The sequence below is a fragment of the Pseudoduganella sp. R-34 genome (assembly GCF_049904655.1).
GTDB lineage: Bacteria > Pseudomonadota > Gammaproteobacteria > Burkholderiales > Burkholderiaceae_D > Rugamonas.
In genome coordinates this window covers 1038002-1060854 of record NZ_CP184572.1, presented here as the reverse complement: position 1 = coordinate 1060854, position 22853 = coordinate 1038002, and the positions used below count along the sequence as shown (strand labels likewise).

The window sequence follows — 22853 nt, the reverse complement described above, 5'->3', positions numbered from 1 at the left end:
GTATCTCCTTTGTTTCGACGCCGGGAATGCGCTCCATTATGGGGTAAGATCCCCGCCATGCATACCAAGTACCTGATCCCTGCCAGCCTGCTGCTGGCGGCCGCTTCTGCCGCAGCGCAGCAAGCGCCAACCGTCAAGGAAGCGCCGCTGCGCGCCCACCTTTCCTTCCTCGCCGACGACCTGCTCGAGGGCCGCGGCACCGGCCAGCGCGGCGGCGACCTGGCAGTGCGCTACCTGGAGACCCAGGCCGCGGCCATCGGCCTGCAGCCGCTGGCCGACGGCTCCTATCGCCAGCCGGTGAGGTTCCAGGGCACCCGCCTGCAGCCCGGCAGTTCGATCACATTCTCTGCCGGCGCCAGCACCCTGAAGCCGCGCCTGGGCGAGGACGTCCTGATCGGCACCGGCAGCGGCCGCGCCGAAGTGATATTCGATGCGCCGCTGGTGTTCGTCGGCTACGGCGCCATCGCGCCGGAGGAAAACTGGAACGACTACAAGGACGCCGACGTCAAGGGCAAGATCCTGGTCATGATGGTCAACGACCCGCAGCCCACCGCCGAAGAACCGAACCGCTTTGCCGGCAAAGGCTACACCTATTACGGCCGCTGGATGTACAAGTACGAAGAAGCGGTGCGCCGCGGCGCCGCCGGCGCGCTGCTGATCCACACCACGCCATCGGCCGCCTATGGCTGGAACGTTCCCTCCACCAGCTTCTCGCTGGAACGCTTCCATGCGCCCGGCGGCGGCAACCTGGTCGAAGGCTGGCTGTCCGAAGACTACACGCGCACCCTGTTCAGGGCTGCCGGCTTCGAGCTGGACGCCCTGCGCGCCGCCGCCGAACGCCGCGACTTCCGCCCGGTGGTCCTGAACATCAGCGCCCACAGCGAAATCCGCTCCAGTGTGCGCCAGGTCGAGCAGTTCAACGTGGTCGGCATCGTGCCCGGCAGCGACCCGACACTGAGGGATCAGGCGGTGGTCTATTCCGCGCACTGGGACCATCTGGGCAAGGCCGACGGCCCGGCCGACGGCACGGACCGCATCTACAACGGCGCCATCGACAACGGTTCCGGCGCCGCCGCCCTGCTGGCGATGGCTGCCGCCGCGGTGCAGAAACCGGCCAAGCGCTCGCAAGTCTTCCTGTGGCCGGCCGCCGAGGAAGTGGGCATGCACGGCGCGCAGGCCTACGTCGCCAACCCGGCCTTCCCGCTCAAGCGCACGCTGGCCGACCTGAACCTCGATTCGATGAATTTTGCCGGCCGCACCAGGGACATCGGCGTGGCCGGCGCCGAGCGCAGCTCGCTGCATGACAGCGCGGCCAAGGTGGCCAGGCAGATGGGCCTGAAACTGGCGCCGCCGATCCCCGACCTGTCGGGCGCCTACTTCCGCGCCGACCACTTCCAGTTCGCCAAGGCGGGCGTGCCGGCCTTTAACGTCGGTTCCGCCGTGTTCTCCGGCGACGGCCACTTCGAGTTCGAGCATGCGCACGATGCCTCGGCCGCCAGCATCGTCGCCTTCAAGCGCGACTACCACAGCGTCAAGGACGAATACCATGCCAGCTGGGATTTGTCGGGCATGGTGCAGCAAGCCCAGTTCACCCTGAACCTGGGCTATGAAGTCGCCAACGGCAAGGCCATGCCGGCCTGGAAGAAAGGCGACCCGTTCAGCTTTGTGAAGCGCTAGCCGCCGCTTCATCCTGCTGCAGCAGGGCGAGGAAGCCTTCGGCCGGCAGCGGCCGGCCGAAGAAGTAGCCCTGCATATGGCGGCAGCCATGGCGGCGCAGGAAGTCCAGCTGTTCCTGCGTCTCCACCCCTTCCGAGATCACTTCCAGCCCCAGGTTGCGGGCCAGCGCGATGATGGTGGTGACGATGGCGGCATCGTCGGGATCGACCGTCAGGTCGCGCACGAAGGTCTGGTCGATCTTCAGCACGTCGATCTCGAAGCGCTTCAGGTGCGCCAGCGAGGAATAGCCGGTGCCGAAGTCGTCGATCGCCAGCTTCACGCCCAGCTTCTTCAATGCGTGCATGACGGCCATCGCGTGCGCCACGTCGTTCATCACGGCGCTCTCGGTCAGTTCCAGCTCCAGGCAGTGCGGCGCCAGGCCGGTATCGGCCAGCACCTCCGCCACGCCCTGCACGAAGTCCGGCTCTGCCAGCTGGCGCGCCGAGACGTTGACGGCGATGCGCAAGTGCTTGCGCCCGTCGCGCTGCCAGTCGCGCAGCTGGCGGCAGGCGGTGCGCAGCACCCAGTGGCCGACGGCCAGGATCTGGCCGGTCTCCTCCGCCAGCGGGATGAAGCGGTTGGGCGCCACCATGCCCATTTCCGGATGGCGCCAGCGGATCAGCGCCTCCATGCCCATGATGCGGCCGCTGGCGCAGTCGACCTGGGGCTGGTAATGCAGCTCGAACTCGCGCCGCTCCAGCGCCGTGCGCAGCGCGCTTTCGATGCGCAGCCGCTCGCCCAGGCGCTCGTTCAGGGCCGCGGTGTAGAACTGGTACTGGTTGCCGCCCATTTCCTTGGCGCGGAACATGGCGATGTCGGCCCGCTCGGCCAGCACGCCGGGTTCCTTGCTGTCGGTCGGGAACACGGCGATGCCGGCGCTGGCGGTCAGGAACAGCTCGGTGCCATCGAGCACCAGCGGCGCCGCCAGGCTGTCCAGCACGCGCTGCAGCTGTTCGGCGCGCGGCGCCAGGCCGCCCCGTTCCGGTAACAGCAGCAGCGCAAACTCGTCCCCGCCCAGGCGCGCCACCGTGTCGACCGGCCGCACGGCCGCCTGCAGCCGCGCCGCCACGATCTGCAGCAGGCGGTCGCCGCCCTTGTGGCCCAGGCGGCTGTTGGTGAACTTGAAGCGATCAAGGTCGATCGACACCAGCCACAGTTCATGCCCCTTGCGCCCCGAGTGCTGGATGGTCTGCGCCAGCCGGTCCTGCAGCAGCACGCGGTTGGGCAGGCCGGTCAGCGCATCGTGGGTCGAGCGGTGTTCCAGCTCCGACTCATAGGCCTTGATGGCGGTGATGTCGTGCTGGATCGAGATGAAGTTGACCACCACGCCGTGCTCGTCGCGCACCGGCGACAGCACCACGTCGTTCCAGTACTGGGTGCCGTCCTTGCGGTAGCAGCGCAGCACCGCGTGGCCGTCGCGCTGCTCGCGGATCGCCGCCCGCAGCTCGTCGATGCCGGGCTGGTCGAGGTCATCGCCAAACAGCACGCGCGGGCTGCGGCCCAGCGCTTCCTGCGCGCGGTAGCCGGTGATGCGTTCATACGCCGGGTTCACGTACACGATCGGGTTGTGCGGTTCGGCCGCCGTGATCATCACCGCATTGGTGCTCGACTCGATGGCGCGCTGGCGCAGCAGCAAGGCCTGGTTGGCCGCCTTCAGTTCCGCCGTGCGCGTGGCCACGCGCTGCTGGATCAGCAGCTTGCGGCGCTTGAGCGAATCGATGAAGGCCGAGCCGATCAGGGTAATCAGCACGCCCAGCGCCAGCGTGGACAGCGAAGCCAGGTGCTCGCTGGCCAGGATGCGCGCGCCGGGCGTGGCCACCATCAGCCAGCGCGAGCCCGCCACGTCGAGCGCCAGCTGCAGCGGCGCCGTGCGGGCCGGGTACAGCCAGGCCGGCAGGGACAGGCCGCCGTGCGATGGGGCCGGCGCCGCGTCGTACACCAGGGCGACCGGATCGGGTTCGGCGCTGGCATACACCTGCAGGTCGAGCGCGCCGGCGTCTGGCCCGGCGCTGGCGAAGATCTTCTCGATCATTGCGCCCGGCTGCAAGGTCAGGGCCGTCTCGCCGACCACCGTGCCGCCCGGCGCGGCGCCGGCGTACAAGGGCATCGCCACCACCACGCCAAGGCGCTGGCGCGCGCCGTCGCGCTGCGCCAGTTGCACCAGCGGCCCGGCCGCCGGGGCGCCGCTGGCATAGGCGCGCTGGCGCGCGCCGTCGTCGCGGCCGGGAAACAGGGTATCGAGGCCGAGCGCCGCCTCGTTGCCGGCCAGCGGTTCGATGTAGTCGATCACCCGGTAGCGCGGCCGCACGGCGGCCGGCTGCGCTGCGCCGGCGCGCAGCTCGCGCACCGTGGCGCCGGGCTGCAGCGCCTGCAGACCGGCCTCGAAGGCCGGCCGTTCGGCGTGCTCGATGTAGCGCAGGTAGCTGATGCCCAGCACATAGGGCCGGCGCACCAGCAGCGGCGTGACGAAACGATGGAATTCCTCGCGGCTGGCGCCGGGGCGGGCCACGAACAGCTGGTTGACCGCATGCAGGCTGGCCAGGGCGCTGCCGATGCCCTCGCGCAGCACGAAAGCGCGCGCCTGCACGCGCTGCTCGAAAGCCAGTTGCGCGCGCTGCGCTTCCAGCCGGCTGACGCCGGCAAACAGGACGCCGGTCAGGCCGAAGCCGCACAGCAGCGCCAGCACCGCCGTGCGCGTGCGGAACGGTTGCCGTGATGCTGCGCTGATCGGATCGTCCATCGTGTCCCTGCCTTCGCTTTGCCAGCTTACCATTGTCGCACGGTCGGCCATTTAATGCCATATGGAAACATTTTCCGCCCGGCTCACGCGCGCCAAGCGCTGCGGCAGCGGCCTATACTGGGCTGCCCACACCACGAGGAGGCGACCATGGAAAACACCTGGATCGTCGTGGCTGACAGCAGCCACGCCCGCATCTTCCAATTGCGCGACGGCCAGTTGCCGGCCGAAGAGATCGAAGACCTGGCCAACCCGCTGGGACGCGCCGACAACCGCCAGCTGGCTTCCGACGGCCACGGCCAGTATTTCGGCCCCGAAGGGCGCGGCCACACCGCGCCGCGGGTGGAAGAACCGGTGCAGCACGAGGTGCGCCAGTTCGCGCGCGAAATCGGGCACCGGCTCGATACGGCCGCCGCCCAGGACCGCTTCCAGCACCTGGCCCTGGTGGCCGCGCCGCGCTTCCTGGGCCTGCTGCGCGACAGCCTGGACAAGCAGACCCGCAAGCTGGTCACGGCCGAAGTGGCCAAGAACGTGTCGGCCTTTGCGCGCCAGGACCTCGATGCCTGCCTGCAGGCGCTGGCCCGGCCGCAGCAAGGCGGCTAAGGGCATGGACCTCAGCACGCAATGGGTCACGGTGCAGGGCCCGGACGGCGCCTTCGACGCCTTCCTGGCCCTGCCGCGCAGCGGCCACGGCCCCGCCCTGCTCTTGCTGCAGGAAATCTTCGGCGTCAACGCCCACATCCGCGCGGTGGCCGAGCAATATGCGGCCGACGGCTATGTAGTGCTGGCGCCCGACCTGTTCTGGCGCCAGGGCAAGCGCCTGGAGTTCGGCTATGACGAGGCGGACTGGGGCCGCGCCGCCCAGTGCATGCAGCGCACCGACGTGGCGCAGGCCCAGGCCGACATCGGCGCTGCCGCGGCTGCACTGCGCGCCACGCCCGGCGCCGCAGGCCGGCTGGCCGCGCTGGGCTATTGCTGGGGCGGCCGCATGGCCTACCTGGCCCTGGCCAATGGCCACGCCGAGCATGCGGTCGCCTACTACGGCGGCGGCATCCAGCATTGCCTGGAGCGCGCCGACGACATCCGCGCGCCGCTGCTGCTGCACTTTGGCGGGCGCGACGCCCACATCCCGCTGGAGGCCGTGCGCCAGGTGGCCGAGCGTTTCGGCGCGCGCGAACAGGTTGAAATCCACCTCTACCCGGACGCCGAACACGGCTTCAACTGCAACCACCGCAACAGCTACCACCAGCCCAGCGCCGCCGAAGCGCATGGCCACACCCTGCTGTTTTTAAGTGAAAACCAGTAAGTGCGTTCCCGCACAGATGGCGCAGTTGGGCAGTCCTAAAGTTGGCTGCTAACCCAACCGGAGGAAATGATGGCTGATGACCTGAATTCCCGGCCCGCGCCTGCGGCCCTCGCTGTGTCCCCGGCCAGCACGCTGGCTGCAACCTTGATGGCCGCGCTGCTGGCAGCTTGCGGTGGCGGCGGCGGTGGCAGTTCGCCCCCCGTGACGCAACCGGCGCCACCGCCGCCGGAACCGCCGAAGCCGGCCTTCGCGCTGGCCGTGAAGGAAGTGGCAAGCGGCCTCAGCACTCCCCTGTTGCTGACCGCACCGGCTGGCGATGCGCGCCGCTTCATTGTCGAGCGCCCGGGCCGCATCCGCATCCTCGGCAGCGACGGCACGCTGCGCAGCACGCCGTTCCTCGACTTGACCGGCCTGCTCAGCACGGACGGCGAAGGCGGCCTGTTGTCGATGGCCTTCCATCCGAACTACGCCCAGACCGGCCGCTTCTACATCTATTACACGGACAAGTTCAGCAACATCGCCATCGACGAAGTGAAAGTCTCGGCCGATGCCAACGTGGCCGACGCCAACTCGCTCAAGCGCATCATCACCATCCCGCACCCGACGTATACCAACCACATGGGCGGCATGCTGGCCTTCGGCGCCGACGGCTACCTGTATGCCGGCACCGGCGACGGCGGCGGCGCTGGCGACCCGAGCGGCAATGCGCAAAACCTCGACTCCCTGCTGGGCAAGCTGCTGCGCCTGAAGGTGGACGACGTGGTGGCGCCGCTGTATAACGTGCCGGCCGACAATCCCTTTGTCGGCCAGGCCGGCAAGCGTGGCGAAATCTGGGCCTACGGCTTGCGCAACCCTTGGCGCTTCGCCTTCGACAACACGACATCGTCGCTGTACATTGCCGACGTCGGCCAGGCCTTGAAGGAGGAAGTCGACGTGGTGGCGGCCGGCGCCAAGGCAGTCAACTACGGCTGGAACACCATGGAAGGGACCAGTTGCTACAACGCCAGCACCTGTTCCCAGCAAGGACTGACCCTGCCCGTCTTCGAGTACGACCACGGCAGCAACAATGCCAACGGCTGTTCGATCACCGGCGGCTTTGTCTACCGCGGCACGGCCTTGCCGGAACTGGCCGGCCGCTACCTCTATTCGGATTATTGCAAGGGCTTCCTGAAGAGCTTCCTGTATAGCAACGGCGCAGTCAGCGAAGCGAAAGACTGGGCGGTGGGCGATATCGGCCAGGTCCCGGCCTTCGGCCAGGATGCCGCGGGCGAGCTGTACATGCTGAGCGAATCCGGCAAGGTGTACCAGATCATCCGCAAACCGTAAGGACCGGTCCCGGTGGCGAAGGCGCGCTACAATGGGCGCTTTCCCACCAGCCCGCGAAAGACATGGCCAGACTGACGCTTGCGTTCCCGGAAGACCAATTCTGCTTTTCGACCCAGCTGACGGTCCGCGTGACCGACATCAACGGCGCCAACCACCTCGGCAACGACTCGATGATTTCCATGATCTCGGAAGCGCGGGCGCGCTTCCTGTTCGAGTTCGGCGTGCAGGAAACGGAAGCCGACGGCACCGGCATCATCGTCACCGACCTGGCCACCACCTACCGCGCCGAAGCGCACGCGCGCGACCAGCTGCTGTTCGAGGTAGGCGTGATGGATTTCAACAAGTATGGCGGCGACGTCATCTTCCGCATCACCCGTCCGGCCGATGGCACGCTGGTTGCCATGGCCAAGCAAGGCTTCGTGTTCTACCACTACCGCCACAGCCAGGTGGTGCCGATGCCGGACGACTTCCGCGCCAAGTTCAGCCGCGTGAACTGGATCGACTGAGCGGCAACATTACTTTCTGCTGAGCTGGGTCGGTGCGCCGAACGTTTTCTTGAACCAATCGTCGACCATCGGCTTTTCATACCGCAGCGAATCACCGCCCGCGTAACGGTTCAGGCCGTCCAGGTACATCATGTTGCTGAGGCGGTCGGTGCCGCTGGCAAGCACCTTGCCATCCTGTTGCAGCGTATATTGCAATTCCATGGTCGGCCAGTCGGCCCCGCCGCGCAGGATGCGCAAGTCGTGCAGGGAACGGCGGCGCGGCTCGACGCGGCCGGCCAGGTCGATGTCGGTCACGGTGATCGACAATTGCTGGTTGGCCGGCAATTGCCTGGCCAGGGATTCGAAATGGGTAGTCAATTCCTTCAGCACCTGGTCACGGTCCTGTTCCCAGAACGGCACGTCCGTGAATTTGTCCGGGTCCTGGTACTTGACGGTCACCCCGCCTGCCGAGGCGGCGCCAGCCGCCGCCAGCAGCAGGGCAGCGGCGATCCAGAAGCGAGTTCGGCGTTTCATGATGGGTTTCCTTTCCTAGATAAGCTTCAATATACTCCTCGCCCCCGCCCCTGCTGTCATTGAAACAATTCCTGACAAAAAAAACGGGCCGGATACGTCCGGCCCAGAATAAATGGGGACGTACCCCATTTTTCAGACAACTTTTTACAATCAGCTACCGATGCGCCCGCCGTCGTTCTTGGTGATGGCGATGGTGGCCGAACGCGGACGCTTGCCCACGCCGTAGCCGGCATTGCTTGGCCATTGGCTGGTGTATTTGGCCGGGTCGGCGATATTGGCGTTGGCCGTGCCCTCACCCGGGTGCTGGATGTTGACGAACAGCGTCTTGCCATCCGGCGTTTCGGTGATGCCGGTCAGTTCGCAGTCGACCGGGCCGACCAGGAAGCGCTTCAGCGTGTCGGCAGTCGGGGTCTTGCCGACGAAGGTGTCGACATTGGTGGCGCCGTACGCCAGCGTGACTTTCTTGCCGTCGCCCACCTGGCCTGGCAGGCCGGCCAGCATCATGCAGTTGGTGACGTCGGTATAGGCGCCGTCGTCGGTCTGGATCCAGCAGATGCCGGTGGAGCGCGAGAAGGCCAGGCCGTCCGGGCTGGAGAAATCCTGGTCGGCAGTCAGGCTGGACAGGTTGACCAGGCTTGGGTTGGCATCGGACTGGGCGCCGAACAGGTAGACGTCCCAGGTAAAGGCGGCGGAAGCGTTGCCGTCTTTTTCCTTGACGCGCAGGATGTGGCCATTGACGTTGCCGGTCTGCTTGGACGTGCCCTTCATGTCTTCATAGGTGCGCGGATTCGGGCCGTCCGGTGCGGTACGGGCGCTGTTGTTGGTGAGGGTGAAGTAGACCTCGCCATTGGCCGGGTTGACCGAGCACCATTCCGGGCGGTCCATCTTGGTGGCGCCCACGACGTCGGCCGCCAGGCGGGCGTTGACCAGCACGTCGGCCTGGTCGGCGAACTTATAGGTCGTGTAAGCGGCGATGGCGGCATTGCTGATGTTCAGCTCGATCCAGGAACCGCTGCCGTCGGCAGCAAACTTGGCCACGAACAGCTTGCCTGAATCCAGGTATTTGTCGCCAGTGGCCAGCAGGTCGGCCGGCGCAGCGTCGGCCTCGCTCCAGGTGGCGGTGGAGACGAATTTGTAGATGTACTCGTTGCGCGAATCGTCGCCCATGTACACGGCCAGCGGCTGGCCGGCCACGGTCTTTCCGAAGGCGGCGCTTTCGTGGGCGTAGCGGCCCAGCGCGGTGCGCTTGCGCAGATTCTTGCCCTTGTTGTACGGATCGGCTTCCACGATATAGCCCATGCCGTTCATTTCGTTGCGGTAGTCGTCGCTGCCATCGAGCGAAGCACCGAGCTTGGAGTTGTTCCAGCGCGCGTACTTGTCGTCGGCGCCGCCCGATTCCCAGCCGTGGCGCGATGCGGCGCCCTGGCTGCGGCCGTAGCGCTTGAGCGCGGCGACGCTCTTGTCGTTGCCGCGCGCGGCATCGTCGGTGGCGCCGCGGGTGAAGTAGCCGCTCCAGTTTTCTTCGCCGGAGACGAAGGAACCCCATGGGGTGCGGCCGGTGCCGCAGTTGTTCAGGGTGCCGCGGATCTTGCTGCCGTCCGGCGAGTACTTGGTCTTCACCAGGGCATTGCCTTTCACCGGGCCGCTGAGGTCGCAGTCAGTCAGGCAGGTGACGCGGCGGTTGAACGCCGAATCCTTGACGTATTCCCATTTGCCTGCGTTCTTGCGCACTTCCACCACGGAGATGCCGTGCAGCGAAGTTTCGCGGTCGATTTCCGCGGCCGGGCGCGGCAGGGTGTTGGTGCCGCCATTGGCGTGGATGAAGAAGGATGCCAGCTTTTCGTTAGTGGTCGCTTCGTGATTGATGGCCAGCAGGCCGCGGTCGTTGCCGCTGGCAGAAGGTTTGCCGGCACTGTCCAGGCCGAAAAATTCCATGCCGTCGTGGTGGTCGCCGGCGCGGTTCTCGAAGTCGGCATCGCTGCCATCGTTCTTGAAGGCCGTGGCGGAAGCGGTCAACGGATCGCCCAGTGCATAGATGACGGTGGCGGTGTAGCCGGCCGGCACGGTGACCAGGTCGGCCAGGCTCTTGCCCACGGCCGCAAAGCCCAGCAGCTTTTCAACCGGCGCCGGCGTTTCCGGCTTGGTGACCACCGGTGCATCGTCGCCGCCGCCGCCGCAGGCGGTCAGGGTGGCAGAACCCATCATCACGGAGATGGCCGACGCTACCGAACCGCGCAGCAGGTTGCGGCGGCTGATGCGCTTGTCGAGAATTTCGCTGAAGTGCTCGTTCGGGGTATCGTTGTAGCCGATATCGTCGTGATCGATTTTGTTTTCCATGACGCTTTCCAAAAGTGGGGGAGTTGAAACTGCCCGCCATTCTAGGAAGCGAAAATGACAACATTGTGACTAGCCGATTGCGCGCCGCAAACGAAAGAGGCGGCCGGTTCAGCTTTCGCCCGCCCGCCATTCCATCTTCTGCAGCTGGATATGCGGGTGGCTTGCCAGCGCTTCCCACTGCGGCAGGAACTGGAAGCCGAGCTTCCGGTACAAGGCTGCGGCACGTCCGTTCGCAGGCGACACCTCGAGCACCACGCGCTGGTGGCCTTGTGCTTGCGCGTGCTGCTTCATGGCAGCGACCAGCGCCGCCGCCGCGCCACTGCCGCGGTGTGCCGGCTTGACCCACATCGCGATCACGCTGAACTCCTGCGCTTGACTCAGGACACCACCGATCATGCCGACCGGCATGCCGCCGTCGAAGGCCAGCAGATAGGCCGCCGGCCCGCGCCCCGCGGCACGGTCCTGCCACTGGCTATCCGGGTTGGCAGCGGCGCTGGCGTGCGTCACGCCAAAGGCAGTTGGCGCATCAAGCAGCGCAGCAAGGCGCAGCTCCTTGAGGGTGGTCCAGTCGTGTTCGGTCGTAGGTCGGATCAGCATGCAGCGAGTATAGCAATTGTGCGCGTGCGCACGGCGCCGCCGCGCTGGAGCGCCGATGCTGTCGGCAAGGAGGTGCGCCATGCCCGAAGGCCCGTCGATCGTCATCCTCAGCGAACAGGTGCGCGCGTTTGAAGGGCGCACCATTGCCTGCGCCAGCGGCAACAGCAAGGCCGTGCCGTTCGACGAGCTGCCCGGCCAGCCGGTGCTGTCGCTACGCAGCTGGGGCAAGCACTTCCTGATCGAATTGCCGCTGTACACGCTGCGCATCCACTTCCTGATGTTCGGCAGCTACCGCATCGACGAGCGCAAGGCAGGCGCCGAGCCGCGGCTGTCGCTGCAATTCGAAGAAGGCGGCGAGCTGAACTTCTATACCTGTTCGGTCAAGCTGGTGGAAGGGGAACTGGAGCAGGCTTACGATTGGCGCGGCGACGTGATGTCGGCGCATTGGAGTCCGCGCCTGGCGCTGAAAAAACTGCGCGACAATCCCGAGCGGCTTGTCTGCGATGTCCTGCTCGACCAGGACATCTTCGCTGGCGTTGGCAATATTATTAAAAACGAAGTATTGTTTCGTTTACACATACACCCTCTCTCCACGGTAAGTAAATTGCCACAAGGAAAGTTGCGTGAGCTGGTCAAGCAAGCGCGCCAATACAGTTTTGAGTTCAAACAATGGAAGTTGGCGTTTGAATTGAAAAAACATTGGCTGGTGCACAACCGTGCCGTGTGCCCGCGCTGTAATATCAAGCTGCACCGGGCCCATCTCGGGCTCACCCAGCGCCGTACGTTCTGGTGCGAGCGCTGTCAAAAGCGTTACGGCGACGCAGTAGATGTTGTAAAGATTTAGCTCATCCAGTATTGCCTGTTGTTAATAACAATGGGTAGGACTACAATCAATTTGATGCGCCTGAAAATTGCGCATCATCCAGGACTGTGTGTCACATTTGGAATTTGCCAATATGTCTTTCTTGTCTTCTGCTACGCCCAAACTTGCGCCGTGGCGCATCCTGCTGGTTGATGACGAACCCGATATCCACGACATCACCAAGCTCACGCTGAGCCGGTTTCGCCTGGAAGGACGCGGCCTGGCTTTCCTGCACGCATACAGCGGCGCCGAAGCGAAGGAAGTGCTGGCAAAGGAAAAAGACATCGCCCTGGTCTTCCTCGACGTCGTGATGGAGCGCGAAGACTCCGGCCTGGAAGTGGCGCGCTGGCTGCGCGAAGACCTCGACAACCAGTTCACCCGCATCGTGCTGCGCACCGGGCAACCGGGCCAGGCGCCGGAAGAACGCGTGATCGTCAATTACGACATCAACGATTACAAGGAAAAGACCGAGCTCGATCGCACCAAGCTGTTCACCACCACCTTCGCCGCCCTGCGCGCCTACCGCGACATCATGAAGGTGGAAGAAGCGCGCCAGCAGCAAATGCATTACCGCGAAGGCCTGGAACGCGTGATTGCCGCCTCGGCCCACATCTTCCAGGCACGCAACCTGAAAGACTTCGCCGACGGCTTGCTGCAGCAGGTGGTCGCGCTGCTGCGCCTGGAGCACAGCATGCTGGTGCGCCTGCGCGGCGCCAGCGCCGTCAGCGGCGAGCACGATTACGAAGTGCTGGCCCAGATCGGCCAGGACGAGGACAGCCTGCTGACGCCGGAGCTGCTGGCCCAGCTCAAGGACGCCGAGCGCAACCGCATCTCGCGCATGGCCGGCGACACCTTCGTCGGCTACTTCCCCAACAGCAGCGGCAAGGCGTCGCTGCTGGTGCTGAAGGGCGTGGACGAGATTTCCGAGATCGACCAGAAGCTGCTGGAGATTTTCTGCAGCGGGGTAGCGATCGCCTTCGACAATATCCTGCTGACGCAGGAAATCACTGACACCCAGGCCGAGCTGATCATGCGCCTGGGCGACGTGGTCGAATCGCGCTCCAACGAAGCCGGCAACCACGTGCGGCGCATGGCCGAATTCTGCCACCTGCTGGCCAGCGCTTCCGGCATGCCGGAAGATGAAACCGCCGTGCTGAAACACGCGGCGCCGATGCACGATATCGGCAAGATCGCCACGCCGGATTCGGTGCTGCTCAAACCGGGCAAGCTCGATGCGGCCGAGTGGGAAATCATGAAGCAGCATCCAACGGTCGGCCTGTCGATCCTGGACGGCTCGCAGCGCCCGATCCTGAAGGCAGCCGCCGTGATCGCCCACCAGCACCATGAAAAGTTCGACGGCAGCGGCTACCCGCAAGGGCTGAAGGGCCACGATATCCACGAGTACGCGCGGATCGTGGCCGTGTCCGACGTGTTCGACGCGCTGATGCACAAGCGCTGCTACAAGGATGCCTGGCCGGTCGAGAAAGTGGTGGAGCACATGCGCGAGGTGGCGGGCACTCACCTCGACCCGAAATTCGTCGAACTGCTGATCGCCAATATGGACAAGGCCCTCGCGATCAACGAGCGCTTCCCCGACTGAAATTCGGGGTCAGGTCTGTCATTTGGACAGCGGTGAACGACGTTTGATAAAAATCAAAGTCACCGAAAAACGACGGGACGGGACGAATACGCGATGTTGCGATTCGCCCCGTTTTGATTTTTGTCAAAGGAGTGCGCTGTCTGTCCAAAAGACAGACCTGACCCCGAATTTTCGTCAGTACGCGGCCAGTTCGACCGGCATACGCTTGGCGCCGGAACGCCATTCACCAGTCAGCCTTGCGCCGGACACCTTCAGCGTCATCACGCCAGATGGCTTGCCGTCGTTGTCGCGCTCGGTGAGGGTCAGCTGCGCGCCCTGACGCTGCACCGTCAACTCAATCTGCTTGCGGTGCTTGTCATAGTAATAGTGGGCTTGCGGCGACGGGCTTGCTGACAGGCCGCTGTCGCCGATAAACAGCGTCACCGCCAGGTTGCCGTTGATTGTGCCTTTGTACAGCTGGGCGGATTTTCCGACCAGCGGCGCCGGTGCGTCGCCCTCGCCCAGCATCAGCTTGCGGCCGTAGGGATTCAGGTAGGGCCGCATTTCATCGCCCTTGAGTACGTACTCGAAGTCGCCCAGCTCGTCGATGCTGCGGACCGAATAACTGCCGCAGGACATGGAACGCAGCACCAGACGGTTGTCGCGGATGCCCAGGTGGCCGAAATCGCCGGCAGTTGCCTGTTCTTCGTTGTCGAGGCAATTTTCATACAGTATGAGCTGGTCTTCGGCATCGGATTTGTCCTTGCCCTTCTTGAAGCGCTTCCTGAGCTCGGCGATGTGCTTTTGCATCGTCACGCTGCGCGCCTTGCGCGCCTTGGGCAGCAACCTGGCCTTTGCATCCGTCGTGACCACATCCAGTGCCTCCACCATGCGCCCATTCGACACATCGAAGTAATAGTCAAAATTCGAATCGCCGCAATGCGCGCCGCAAGCCGACAGCTGCAGCGAAACGCGCGCCATGCGCCCGCCGTTCACAGGGCTGATGCCATTCGATTCGATTGACATGGTGCCCGGGTCGATCATGCCGCCGATGGCCTTGGCGTCCGCCGAAGGCAGGGTATGCAGGAACGCGTCGTACACATAGGCGTTGATGCGCTCAGCCACGCCGGCCTGGCCGCCTACGATCCACGGCAGCTTGGCGACTGCATCGTCGCCTTGCTGGTCTTTGAAAGGATAACTGCGCGGCTGGTCAGCCAGCGGTGCGGCGCCGGCGGCGCAGGCAAACGCCGCCGCGAAGGCAAGGAAAAACGCCCTCATGCAGACTGCTTGCGCTGGTCGCGCGGGAAACGCAGGTGGTAGTGCAGCCCCATGCCGGGCGAGCTGACCACCTTCACCGTGCCGCCCAGCGGTCCGGTCACCAGGTTGTACAGGATGTGCGCCCCCAGGCCGCTTCCGCCGGAGCCGCGCTTGGTGGTGAAGAAGGGATCGAACAGCTGCTGCAGCGTGGTGGAATCCATGCCGACGCCGTCGTCGCTGTAATCGAACAGCACGTGATCGCCTTCGAGCTTGCCGGTGATGCGGATGGTGCCCTTCTGCCCTTCTTCGAAGCCGTGCACCAGGGAGTTCACCACCATATTGGTGACGATCTGCGAGACGGCGCCGGGGAAGCTCTCGCAATGGATGTCCGGCGGGCAGTCGACGTTGACGGCAATCGGTTTGCCCTTCAGCTTGGGCTGCAGCGACAGCAGCACTTCATCCAGGTATTTGCGCAGGTTGAAGTGGCGGATATTGTCGGACGACTGGTCCACCGCCACCTGCTTGAAGCTGCGCACCAGCGCCGCTGCGCGCTGGGTGTTGGTGGTCATGATCTTGAGCGACTGGTCGACCGTGTCGAAGAACTGGTTCAAGCCGTCTTCGTCCAGCGTGCCTTCAGCCAGGTCGAGGCGGCACAGGCGCAGCTCTTCCACCAGGTGGCTGGTGGCGGTCACGCAGATGCCGAGCGGGGTGTTGATTTCATGCGCGACGCCGGCGACCAGGCGCCCCAGCGAGGCGAGCTTCTCTTGCCGCACCAGCTCCGATTGCGCCGTCTGCAATTGCGTGAGCGCGGTCGCCAGCGCGGTGTTCTGTTCTTCCAGTTCGGCCTTGGCGCGGCGGATCGCCAGGTCGGCGCGGGTGCGCGCGATGGCGGCGGCGGTGTGGTTGGCAACGTAGGCCAGGATATCGAGTTCGGCCTGCGAGTACACCACGGATGCGTCGTAGCTTTGCACGATGATCACGCCCAGCGCTTGATCGCCCACCATCATCGGGCAACCCATCCAGCTGGCGATGCCCTGGTTCCCCAGCGGTTCATTGATGTCGCCGCGGTCCATCAGCGCCGCGAACGCGGGCCCGTCGAGCAGCATGGGCTGGCGCTTCTTCAGCACGAAGGAGCTCATGCCGACGCCGTATTCGAAACGCTGGACCGGCGCTTCCTGGTCCTTCTCGTCGACGAAGTAAGGGATCGACATTTCGTCGCGCTTGGGATGGTAGAGCGCAATCAGGAAATTGCGGGCGGTGATCAGGCTGCCGACAATCTCGTGCAGGCGGGCGTACAGCAGCCTGGCGTCCGATTCGGCCGATGCCGATGCGGACAGGCTGGCAATCTCGTACAGCGCGCGCTGCAGGCGTTCGGCCTTGCTGCGCTCCGCTACTTCGCGCTCCAGTTCCAAGGTGCGTTCGCGCACGGCACGCTCGAGCCGGTCCATGCTCTGCAAGCCTTGCAGTGCGCTCGACACGTGGTTGGCAATCTGCGCGAACAGAGCCTGGTCTTCCTCGCTGTAGGTGTGCTCCTTGTCGTAGCTCTGGATCACCATGGCGCCCAGCACCTCATGGTCCTGGTCCAGCAAGGGACAACCGACCCAGTGCTCGGCGATCGTGCCGACGCCGAACACTTCGTTTTCTGCGCGGGCGCGGTGTTCGTCGCCCGTCATCACCAGGCGCTGCTTGTTCAGGATGACCCAGGCGGTCGGCGACTGGTCGGGCGTGGCCAGCTGCACCAGTTGGTCCTTGTAGGGATGGTCGTCCACTTCGTCGACAAAATAGACGAAGCGCACCGCATTGCCGGGCGCGTCTCGGTCGCTCAGGGCCACGTAGAAATTGGCGGCGTACATGATGCGGCCCAGTGCCGCGTGCACGGACTGCAGGAAGACCAAGATGTCGGTGCAACTATTGGACAGCTTGCCAATTTCCAGCAGGATTTCCTGGACGGCCTCCAGGCGGCGCAGACGGCTTTCCATCTTATTCCCAAGGTTAGATGCGTCTGGGAAATATAGCAGGAGGCGCCCACGCTAGCCAGCGGAAAACAAAGCCCGCGTGGTGCGCGGGCTGTATCAGGAAAACCAAGTTTGTGCCAGATCAATGCAGCGACATGGCAGGCCGCCGAGGCGGCAACACCGGCGGGCCGAGGGGAGTGATGCGCGGATCGATGGCCGGGTCGGGCGTCTGGTATTTGAAGGGATTGATGATGATTGGTGGAATCGTCGGTGGTGCGGATGGCGGGCCTTTGGGGCCTAACTCGATCATCGCGCTGCGCTGGCGCGGTTCGCTGTCGATTCCCAGGAGCAACGATTGGCTCCCGTCTCTTACTAGCCAAGCCATATTCCCCTCCATCTCAGAGATCGGATATTCAGTATAGGCAAACAGTCAATCAATTCAAGGCGGAACGGCGGACTTTTTCCATTCATCATGCAAAATCCACCGTTCGTCGCAAGCGGATGGCTGGCAAGGGGCGCCGGGCCTACAGTAACACCATGTTCAACGCCAAGAGGCCCATCATGAAAAAGGTATTTGCCCTGTCCCTGGTCCTGCTGTTCTTCTGCATGGTTGCAGCCTGGATCTCCTTCGATGCGAGCGACCTCGTCGTCACGGTCGGCGACACGGACTATGACGGGCCGCTGGGCGCCTTGTTCGGTACCGTGCTGGCCGGCGGCGTGTTTGCCGTGATGGCGGTGGCGATGATCTTCGCGGCAGCCATCGTGGCCGTGGTGATGGCAGGCGTCGGCGTGATCGTGATCCTGTCCCTGGCGCTGGCGGCCGTGGTGACCATGGCGGCCGTGTCGCCCCTGTTGCTGCCGCTGATGATCCCGTTCTTCATCTACTGGCTGGTGAAGCGCCGCCACCGCAAGCCTGCCGAAGCTGCCGCGCCGGCGCTGGAACATGCCCCTGCCTGATTCGCCCGGATCGGGTGCTACAATGCAATTTTTGCAACTCAAGGATTGCATCCATGCGCCCGACCATCCTGCTGCTCTCCCTCGCCTTCTCTGCCCCCGCCTTCGCTGACAAGCTCGATGACGCCATCCTGGCGGAGATGAAACGCAGCCATATCCCCGGCGTTTCCATCGCCGTCGTGAAGGACGGCAAGATCATCCGAGAACAAGGCTATGGCCTGGCCGACCTGGAAAACAAGGTCAAGGTCACGCCCGCCACCATCTTCCAGTCCGGTTCGGTCGGCAAGACCTTCACCGCGGCCCTGGTGATGCTGCTGGCCGAAGACGGCAAACTGTCGCTGGATGACCCTGTTTCCCGGCACCTGGCGAACACGCCCAAGGCTTGGGAAGGCATCACCATCCGCCACCTGCTGTCGCATACCTCGGGCCTGGGCGATCCTTACGCCAGGCTGGACCTGACCAAGGATTACACGGAAGAAGAGCTGATCGCGCTGGAGGCGGAGATCCCCGTGCTGTTCGCACCGGGCGAGAAATGGTCGTACTCGAACATGGGCTACCACCTGCTCGGCTTCATCTGCAACAAGGCGGGCGGCAAGTTCTATGGCGACCAGCTGCGCGAGCGCATCTTCGCGCCGCTGGACATGGGCACCCGCATCATCAGCGAAGCCGACATCATTCCGCACCGCGCACGCGGCTATGAACGCAAGGGCGGCAAGCTGGTGAACCAGTCCTGGGTGGCGCCGCGCCTGAACACCACGGCGGACGGCAGCCTGTACCTGACGGCGCGCGACCTGGCGAAATGGGACCTGGCGCTGTATGGCGACAAGGTGCTCCCGGCCAGCGTGCGCAATGCCAGCTGGACGCCGGCCAGACTGAACGACGGCACGGCCACCGAATACGGCTACGGCTGGCAATTGTTCCAGCGTAACGGCCATCGCGCCATCGCCCACGGCGGCGCATGGCAAGGCTTCCGTTCGCAGCTGTACCGCTTCGTGGACGACAGGCTGTCGGTGGTGGTGCTGGCCAATTCGGCCAGCGCGCGCCCCGGCAAGCTGGGGGACATCGTCGCCGCGCATTACCTGCCGGCGCTGGCCGTCAAGCCGAAGCCTGCGATTGCGGAAACCGAACCGGCCGTGGCCGAACGCGTGCGGGCCATGTTCGCCAGCATTGCCGAGCGCAAGCTGCCGGAAGGCTTGAGCGACAAAGTAGCGGGCGACCTGCCGCCGGAATTCCTGGCCATGGTGTCGGAGGACCTGCAGGAATGGGGCCCGCTGCGCAAGGTGGAAGCGCTGGCGCGCAGCACCGATGGCGAAGCGCGCAAGTACAGCTACCGCCTGAACTACGGCAGCGGCGCCATGCTGGTCGACCTGAGCCTGGGCAAGGGCGACAAGGTCGAACAGCTGCGCATGCGCCCCGACTGATCAGCCTTCCACCCGGTTGCGCCCGGCGCGCTTGGCGCGGTATAGCGCGTGGTCGGCCCGCACCAGGGCCGCGTCGCCGCTGCGATCGGCCGGCGCCATGCTGGCGATGCCGATGCTGACCGTGATGGCGATGCTGTTGCCATTGCGTCCCATCGGGGTCTCGGCAATGCGCTGGCGCAGGCGCTCGGCAAAAGCGCGCGCCGCTTCCAGGTCGGCGCCCGGCAGCAGGATGGCGAATTCCTCGCCGCCCACGCGGCCCAGCATGTCGATCTTGCGCTGCGAATCGCGCATCAGGCCGGCCAGGTGGCGCAGCACGGCGTCGCCCCAGTCGTGGCCGTGGGCGTCGTTGATGTCCTTGAAGTAGTCGATGTCCAGCATCAGCACGGCGGCGCGGCCGCCGACATCGCGCTGCAGGCGGGCCTGCTCGTCTTCCAGGCGCGTCATGAACTCGCGCCGGTTCGGCAAGCCGGTCAGGAAGTCGGTGGTGGCCAGCTGCAGCAGTTCTTCATTCAGGCGCTTGCGCTCCGTGATGTCGATGGTGGAGACGATCACGAAGTCCAGCGCATGTTCGTGGCCCGGCATCACCAGCAGGGTCAGTTCATTCTGGCGCTCCACGCCATCCAGGCGCAGGAAGCTGGCTTCGCACTGGAACAGGTGCGCGCCCTGCTCCATCGCCAGCAGCGCACGCCCGAATTCCCGCATGGCCGACGGCGCGAAATTCTGCGCCAGGCCCAGCTTGCCCGCCTGCTTGCAGGCCGGGTCGGCGCCAACCTGGGCCAGCGCGGCGGCATTGACGTCGGTGATGCGCACCAGCCCGGCCAGGCGTTGCAACTGGCTGGGGTTTACCTGCAGCCATTGCGCCACGTCTTCCACGCCCGATTCGACCAGCTCCTGCAAGGCCGCGCGCACGGCCGACCAGTCCTGCTGCCACAAGGCGACCGGCGCATGGTCGTACAGGCTGCGGAAGCGCGCCTCGCCGACGCGCAAGGCTTCGGCGGCGCGCGCCTGTTCCACCGCGATGCCGGCCAGGCTGGCAGCCTGGTCGATCAGGGCCAGCTGCGCCACGCTGGGGCGCTGCGGTTCGCGGTGATAGATGGCAAAGGCGCCCAGCACCTTGCCGTTGGCGCCGTGCACCGGCTCCGACCAGCAGGCGCCCAGTCCCGCCCGCAAGGCCATCTCGCGGTACGGCGCCCACAGCGGGTCGCTGGCGATGTCCGCCACGATCACGCGGCTGTTGCTGGTGACGGCCTTGCCGCAGGAACCGTTGCCAAAGCCGATCGGCAAGCCGTCGATGGCCTGCCTGAAAAAGGCCGGCAGGCTGGGGGCGGCGGACAGGTGCAGGTGCCTGCCTTCTTCGTCAAGCAGCATCACGCTGCAGATCATGCCGGGGTTGACCACCTCGATGCCGCGCATCAGGCTGTCCAGCACCTCCTGCTGCGGCGCACCGGCGGCCAGCAATTCCAGCACCTGGTGGCGCCCTTCCTCGCGCCGCTCGTTCAGGGTGCGTTCGGTGACGTCGCGGAAGGACCACAGCCTTGCTGCTTCGCTGCCCAGGCGCAGCGGGCGCGTGGTCACTTCCAGCACGCGGCCATCGCGCATCTGCAGCTGGCTGTGGCTGTCCTCGTCGTCCGGCTCGGGCCGGGCGCAGGCCTGCAGGAAGGCATCGGGCTGTTCCAGCTGGCTGGCCATATGGGCCAGCAGGATGGCGCCGTCGTTTTCCCAATCGAGCTGCTCCGGCACATTCCACAACTGGCGGAAGCGGCGATTGGAGTTCAGCACGGCACCGCTGTAGTTGTCGACCAGGATGCCGTCCACCGTGGAATCGAGGATGCAGCGCAACACCGCCTGGCTGCCCTGGGCATGTTCGGCCATGGCCAGCAGGGTTTCCTGCCCCTCGCGCAATTCATCGCCCATGCGGCTGCTCTGGTCGAGCGCCAGGCGCAGGCGCTGCCGGCTTTCCGCCAGCACGTAGGCCAGCAGCGCCAGCAAGGCGCTGATCAACAGGCCGCCGATGGCGATGGCGCGCGGTTTATCCGAAAGCACGCCGTTGGCCTTGGGCAGCGCGCTGATATGCAGGGTCCAGCGCCGGCCCGCCAGGCTGATGCGCTTGAGCGCGTGCTGGCGCCCTTCCACCGCGGCAGCCGCCGGCGCGCTGTCGAACATGCGCGTCATGGCGTTGGGTGCGTCGCCGTCGTAGACCTCCACGTCCAGGCCGCGCAGGGCATCGTGCCCCAGCGCCGCCATCACGTCTCCCACGCGAAACGGCGCGTAGACCCAGCCTTTCAGCGCACTGCGGCGCTGGATCAGGGTGTAGCGGCCCACGCCGTTCTGGTAGATCGGCAGCGCGATAATGAAGCCGGACTGCACCGGGTCGGCGGTTTCCTGCTTGAGGAGCAGCTTGCCCGTCATGGTCGGCAGGCCGGAATCGCGCGCCTGCTCGAAAGCGGCACGGCGCACTGGCTCGGACAGCCCGTCATAGCCGAAAGCCTGCATATTGGCGCCGGAGAACGGTTCCAGATAGACCACCGGGCCGTACTGGCTGCGCTGGCCGGGCGGCGTCACCGCGTAGTCGGGAAAGCCCTCGGCCTTGACGATGGCGACGTGCGACTCAAGCTGCGCACCCGGCACCAGGCGCATGAAGCCGATGCCCTGCATGCCAGGAAAGTTCTGTCCCAGTTCCAGGCGCTCGATATAGGTGTGGAATTCCTGCCGGTCGACGTAGTCGGAACTGGCGAACAAGCCCTGCACGCCGTACAGCACCTGCACATAGGCCTGCATGCGCGCAGCCATATTGTTGACCAGTTCGCGGGCGCGGTATTCGAAGCCGCTGCGGGCGTCGCGCTCGGCATCGACGTGGGCGCCCCACCAGACGCTGCCGGTCGCCGTCAGGCAAAGCGCAACCACCAGCCCAGCCAGCAGGCGGGGTTGGAGCAGGCGTTGGAGCGGCGGGCTGGCAGGTGGCCTCGGCATACCAGCATCTTAGTTTGTTTAGGGCAAAGCAATTGCCCTATAGAAAAAGTCAATCGGCGCTACTATCGTGATTGCCACGCAGTGCGGCCTGGTACAGGCGGTAGCCGCGCGCGCGCAACTCGCAGGCCGGGCAGGTGCCGCAGCCATAGCCCCAGTCGTGCAGCGCGCCGCGTTCCCCCTTGTAGCAGGTATGGGTGTCGGCGCGGATCAGGTCAACCAGTTCCTGGCCGCCGAGGCGTTCGGCCAGTTGCCAGGTTTGCGCCTTGTCCAGCCACATCAGCGGGGTTTCCAGCTTGTTGCGGGTGTCCATGCCGAGGTTCAGGGCCACCTGCAGCGCCTTCATGGTGTCGTCGCGGCAGTCCGGATAGCCGGAGAAGTCGGTTTCGCACATGCCGCCGACCAGCACGGTGAGGCCGCGGCGATACGCCAGGGTGGCGGCCACGGTCATGAACAGCAGGTTGCGGCCGGGGACGAAGGTGTTCGGCAGGCCGTTTTCCTGCATCACGATCTCGATGTCCTCGGTCATGGCCGTCTTCGACAGTTGCGAGATCAGGCCCAGGTCGACCATGTGGTCTTCGCCCAGGCGTTCCGCCCATTCCGGCTTCACGCTGCGCATCTGCTGCAGCACGCGCGGGCGCACGGTCAGCTCAATCGCATGGCGCTGGCCGTAGTCGAAGCCGATGGTTTCGACGCGCGGATAGCGCTCCAGGGCCCAGGCCAGGCAGGTTGTCGAGTCCTGTCCACCGCTGAACAGGACCAGTGCGGCGTCGTTTGTCAGCATCGCAGTCTTTCTTAGAGGTCTATTTGTAATCAATCA

General features: G+C 65.2%; 18 protein-coding genes. 9 read left to right on the top strand and 9 right to left on the bottom strand.

Annotated features, from left to right (window positions below; genetic code table 11):
• Positions 1–57: 57 nt before the first annotated feature.
• Positions 58–1677: a M28 family peptidase gene (locus ACN9MW_RS04965; RefSeq protein ID WP_426168116.1), complete on the top strand. Its 1620-nt coding sequence runs from the start codon at positions 58–60 to the stop codon at positions 1675–1677.
• Here the strand turns inward: ACN9MW_RS04965 and ACN9MW_RS04960 are convergent.
• Positions 1658–4456 carry a bifunctional diguanylate cyclase/phosphodiesterase gene (locus tag ACN9MW_RS04960; RefSeq protein WP_426168114.1) on the bottom strand — a complete coding sequence of 933 codons (2799 nt, stop codon included), beginning with the start codon at positions 4454–4456 and terminating at the stop codon, positions 1658–1660. The two genes, ACN9MW_RS04965 and ACN9MW_RS04960, sit on opposite strands and share 20 nt — an antisense overlap.
• A 147-nt stretch (positions 4457–4603) precedes the next feature.
• Between ACN9MW_RS04960 and ACN9MW_RS04955 the strand changes: the two genes are divergently transcribed.
• The 4 genes from ACN9MW_RS04955 (at position 4604) to ACN9MW_RS04940 (ending at position 7591) form a co-directional block, all read left to right on the top strand.
• Positions 4604–5056, top strand: coding sequence for a host attachment protein (locus ACN9MW_RS04955; RefSeq protein WP_426168112.1), 453 nt, complete (start codon positions 4604–4606; stop codon positions 5054–5056).
• Positions 5057–5060: 4 nt separating this feature from the next.
• On the top strand, positions 5061–5759 hold the full coding sequence (locus tag ACN9MW_RS04950) for a dienelactone hydrolase family protein (RefSeq protein WP_426168110.1): 699 nt from the start codon (positions 5061–5063) through the stop codon (positions 5757–5759).
• A gap of 66 nt (positions 5760–5825) precedes the next feature.
• Complete coding sequence (locus tag ACN9MW_RS04945) at positions 5826–7085, top strand: PQQ-dependent sugar dehydrogenase (protein WP_426168108.1); 1260 nt, start codon at positions 5826–5828, stop codon at positions 7083–7085.
• A gap of 62 nt (positions 7086–7147) precedes the next feature.
• The gene (locus ACN9MW_RS04940; RefSeq protein ID WP_426168106.1) at positions 7148–7591 is read left to right on the top strand and encodes a thioesterase family protein; all 444 of its coding nucleotides are present in this window, start codon (positions 7148–7150) and stop codon (positions 7589–7591) included.
• A 9-nt stretch (positions 7592–7600) separates the two neighbouring features.
• Here ACN9MW_RS04940 and ACN9MW_RS04935 read toward each other — a convergent pair whose 3' ends face one another.
• From ACN9MW_RS04935 to ACN9MW_RS04925, 3 genes are all read right to left on the bottom strand, one after another.
• Positions 7601–8104, bottom strand: coding sequence for a DUF3016 domain-containing protein (locus tag ACN9MW_RS04935; RefSeq protein WP_426168104.1), 504 nt, complete (start codon positions 8102–8104; stop codon positions 7601–7603).
• A 150-nt stretch (positions 8105–8254) separates the two neighbouring features.
• On the bottom strand, positions 8255–10441 hold the full coding sequence (locus ACN9MW_RS04930; RefSeq protein WP_426168102.1) for a PhoX family protein: 2187 nt from the start codon (positions 10439–10441) through the stop codon (positions 8255–8257).
• A gap of 108 nt (positions 10442–10549) precedes the next feature.
• On the bottom strand, positions 10550–11038 hold the full coding sequence (locus ACN9MW_RS04925) for a GNAT family N-acetyltransferase (RefSeq protein WP_426168100.1): 489 nt from the start codon (positions 11036–11038) through the stop codon (positions 10550–10552).
• 55 nt (positions 11039–11093) lie between these two features.
• Here ACN9MW_RS04925 and ACN9MW_RS04920 point away from each other — a divergent pair, with 55 nt between their 5' ends.
• Positions 11094–11882: a DNA-formamidopyrimidine glycosylase family protein gene (locus tag ACN9MW_RS04920; protein WP_426168098.1), complete on the top strand. Its 789-nt coding sequence runs from the start codon at positions 11094–11096 to the stop codon at positions 11880–11882.
• A gap of 112 nt (positions 11883–11994) precedes the next feature.
• Complete coding sequence (locus tag ACN9MW_RS04915; RefSeq protein ID WP_426168096.1) at positions 11995–13500, top strand: DUF3369 domain-containing protein; 1506 nt, start codon at positions 11995–11997, stop codon at positions 13498–13500.
• 174 nt (positions 13501–13674) lie between these two features.
• Here ACN9MW_RS04915 and ACN9MW_RS04910 read toward each other — a convergent pair whose 3' ends face one another.
• The 3 genes from ACN9MW_RS04910 to ACN9MW_RS04900 form a co-directional block, all read right to left on the bottom strand.
• Positions 13675–14757 carry a hypothetical protein gene (locus tag ACN9MW_RS04910; RefSeq protein WP_426168094.1) on the bottom strand — a complete coding sequence of 361 codons (1083 nt, stop codon included), beginning with the start codon at positions 14755–14757 and terminating at the stop codon, positions 13675–13677.
• Positions 14754–16715, bottom strand: coding sequence for a GAF domain-containing sensor histidine kinase (locus tag ACN9MW_RS04905; RefSeq protein ID WP_426168092.1), 1962 nt, complete (start codon positions 16713–16715; stop codon positions 14754–14756). Before ACN9MW_RS04905 ends, ACN9MW_RS04910 begins: the two co-directional genes overlap by 4 nt.
• 118 nt (positions 16716–16833) lie before the next feature.
• Complete coding sequence (locus ACN9MW_RS04900; protein WP_426168090.1) at positions 16834–17043, bottom strand: hypothetical protein; 210 nt, start codon at positions 17041–17043, stop codon at positions 16834–16836.
• Between the two features lie 209 nt (positions 17044–17252).
• On the opposite strand from ACN9MW_RS04900, the gene ACN9MW_RS04895 reads away from it, so the two are divergent.
• On the top strand, positions 17253–17648 hold the full coding sequence (locus ACN9MW_RS04895) for a hypothetical protein (protein WP_426168088.1): 396 nt from the start codon (positions 17253–17255) through the stop codon (positions 17646–17648).
• A 53-nt stretch (positions 17649–17701) separates the two neighbouring features.
• Positions 17702–19066 carry a serine hydrolase domain-containing protein gene (locus tag ACN9MW_RS04890; protein ID WP_426168086.1) on the top strand — a complete coding sequence of 455 codons (1365 nt, stop codon included), beginning with the start codon at positions 17702–17704 and terminating at the stop codon, positions 19064–19066.
• Here the strand turns inward: ACN9MW_RS04890 and ACN9MW_RS04885 are convergent, their stop codons facing one another.
• Both ACN9MW_RS04885 and queC read right to left on the bottom strand, forming a co-directional pair.
• Positions 19067–22036 (bottom strand): CHASE domain-containing protein, encoded by a 2970-nt coding sequence (locus ACN9MW_RS04885; RefSeq protein ID WP_426168084.1) that lies wholly within the window; start codon positions 22034–22036, stop codon positions 19067–19069. It lies immediately after the preceding gene.
• A 49-nt stretch (positions 22037–22085) separates the two neighbouring features.
• On the bottom strand, positions 22086–22817 hold the full coding sequence (queC, locus tag ACN9MW_RS04880) for a 7-cyano-7-deazaguanine synthase QueC (RefSeq protein WP_426168082.1): 732 nt from the start codon (positions 22815–22817) through the stop codon (positions 22086–22088).
• Between the last annotated feature and the right edge of the window lie 36 nt (positions 22818–22853).